Origin of the sequence: Legionella sp. km772, assembly GCF_003989735.1 — a bacterium.
Lineage (GTDB): Bacteria > Pseudomonadota > Gammaproteobacteria > Legionellales > Legionellaceae > Legionella.
In genome coordinates, this window is the sequence record NZ_RZGQ01000324.1 from 1 (window position 1) to 1,691 (window position 1,691).

A 1,691-nucleotide genomic window follows, 5' to 3' on the forward strand; every position below is an offset into this window, starting at 1 on the left:
GCTCTCCTGGCCTATGGACTTGTGGATAAGCCATTCTGAGAGTAAGGTGAATGAACTAACAAACCGGGAATAGCTCTTATTTTTCCTGAATTTTGTTCCAGATCCCCGGACCTAGCTAACATTACATTTCTTGCCAAATTTTTCTTTTCTTCTAAAGCCCTCAAAGCAACCCATAAGGCTTCTTGGGTACTCTGTTGTTTATGGCTCATCAAGCTATCAAGGCCGTAGGCATGCCCAACACGACAGCGGTAGCGTTCTAAACGCTTATCCCTTAAGCGCCATAATACCCCATTACATTCAGGACAAGAGAAAACGGAAGGAGTTGAAATTTCATTCATATCTTCTTCATCACTTCCCTCTTCGGTAAAGTTCATTTCTAGTTCTTTTTGAAGAAATTGGGTTCTGGAGGGAGAGGAAATGGATTCAACTGCAGTGGAGCCTACTAGCTTTTTTAAAATGGCTTCAATTTTATGCGCTGGCAGGCAGTAATCAATAGGTGCAGCACTTGCACCATTTCGAGGCATGTCAGAATACTCTGCTTCATTTAAATCCTGGACAATAGAAATACCCTTACACCTTTTTACCGCTAATAAACCTGCGCTTCCATCATCGAGCATTCCACTTAATAAGACCCCTATTGTGCGATGTTTATTATAAAGAGCTGCTGAATATAAAAGTGGATCAATAGCTGGAATTGAATGATTTACCCGAGGGCCTTTTTCTAATTTAATTTTACCTTCCTTTACAATCATATGAAAATTGGGTGGAGCGATGTAAATATGTCCTTGTTCTATGGATTGGTTATCGCTGGGCTCAATAACGGGTAAATTCGAGATACGAGAGAGAATGGGGCCCAACAGGTTAGGAGCTGAGGGTGCAATATGTTTTACAATGAGGATGGCTGCGGGGAAATCTTTTGGCAATGAACTTAGAATTTCTTTTAGCGGGTTTAAACCTCCGGCGGAAGAACCAATAACTATTAAATAATAATCCAGCATGAAATCTCCCTTTTGTTAACCATGAGGTCCTATCAATCAAGTATATGCTCTTTTAGCAGAGATGACCTGAGAGTTTGCTAACATGCTAAATACTTGTTTAAGTAAATGTTCGATATTAAATGGCTTGGGGAAAAAAGCTTGGGCACCTAGATCAATAGCCCTTTTTTCCATACTATCACTGCAGTTTCCACTCATAACGATAATATTTATAAAGTTATTTTCCCTCCTAAGTTTTTTTATAAGCTCGAATCCATTTATTTGCGGCATAAATAAATCAACAATTACACATCCTTGTAATTGGGCTAGTTTTCTATCCAAAAATCGCATAGGATCTTGATAATATTCAATCTTATAGATCTTATCATTGATTGACTCCACCAAAAATTTTATGGACTCGCCAATATGATTATTATCATCAATAATATAAATACATTGCTTATTCATAAGATTTATTCATCGAAAGAGGCAGGGTAAAATAAAAACATGCGCCTTGCTCCTCTGTTTCTAAAAAATTAAACTCCCCTTCATGCCGATCCACTATAGAGCGGCAAATGGCCAAGCCTATCCCGGTGCCTTTAGCTAGGTCCGGGGATCTGGAACAAAATTCAGGAAAAATAAGAGCTATTCCCGGTTTGTTAGTTCATTCACCTTACTCTCAGAATGGCTTATCCACAAGTCCATAGGCCAGGAGAG

The 1,691-nt window shown here is 39.0% G+C and carries 4 protein-coding genes; 1 reads left to right on the forward strand and 3 read right to left on the reverse strand.

All coding sequences use genetic code 11. From position 1 onward, the window contains the following. Positions 1 to 11 precede the first annotated feature (11 nt). Genes ELY15_RS15625 through ELY15_RS16775 form a run of 3 tightly spaced genes read right to left on the reverse strand, consistent with a single transcriptional unit; the run spans position 12 to position 1,557 of the window. Entirely contained in the window at positions 12 to 998 is a 987-nt protein-coding gene (locus tag ELY15_RS15625; RefSeq protein WP_127101663.1) for a chemotaxis protein CheB, read from the reverse strand. A 36-nt stretch (positions 999 to 1,034) separates the two neighbouring features. Next, positions 1,035 to 1,442, reverse strand: coding sequence for a response regulator (locus ELY15_RS15630; RefSeq protein ID WP_127101665.1), 408 nt, complete (start codon positions 1,440 to 1,442; stop codon positions 1,035 to 1,037). Beyond that, positions 1,435 to 1,557: a hypothetical protein gene (locus ELY15_RS16775; protein WP_158617529.1), complete on the reverse strand. Its 123-nt coding sequence runs from the start codon at positions 1,555 to 1,557 to the stop codon at positions 1,435 to 1,437. The genes ELY15_RS15630 and ELY15_RS16775 overlap by 8 nt, the downstream gene beginning before the upstream one ends. Here ELY15_RS16775 and ELY15_RS16665 point away from each other — a divergent pair. Then, complete coding sequence (locus tag ELY15_RS16665) at positions 1,550 to 1,681, forward strand: hypothetical protein (RefSeq protein ID WP_255411136.1); 132 nt, start codon at positions 1,550 to 1,552, stop codon at positions 1,679 to 1,681. The two genes, ELY15_RS16775 and ELY15_RS16665, sit on opposite strands and share 8 nt — an antisense overlap. The last annotated feature ends 10 nt before the right edge of the window (positions 1,682 to 1,691 follow it).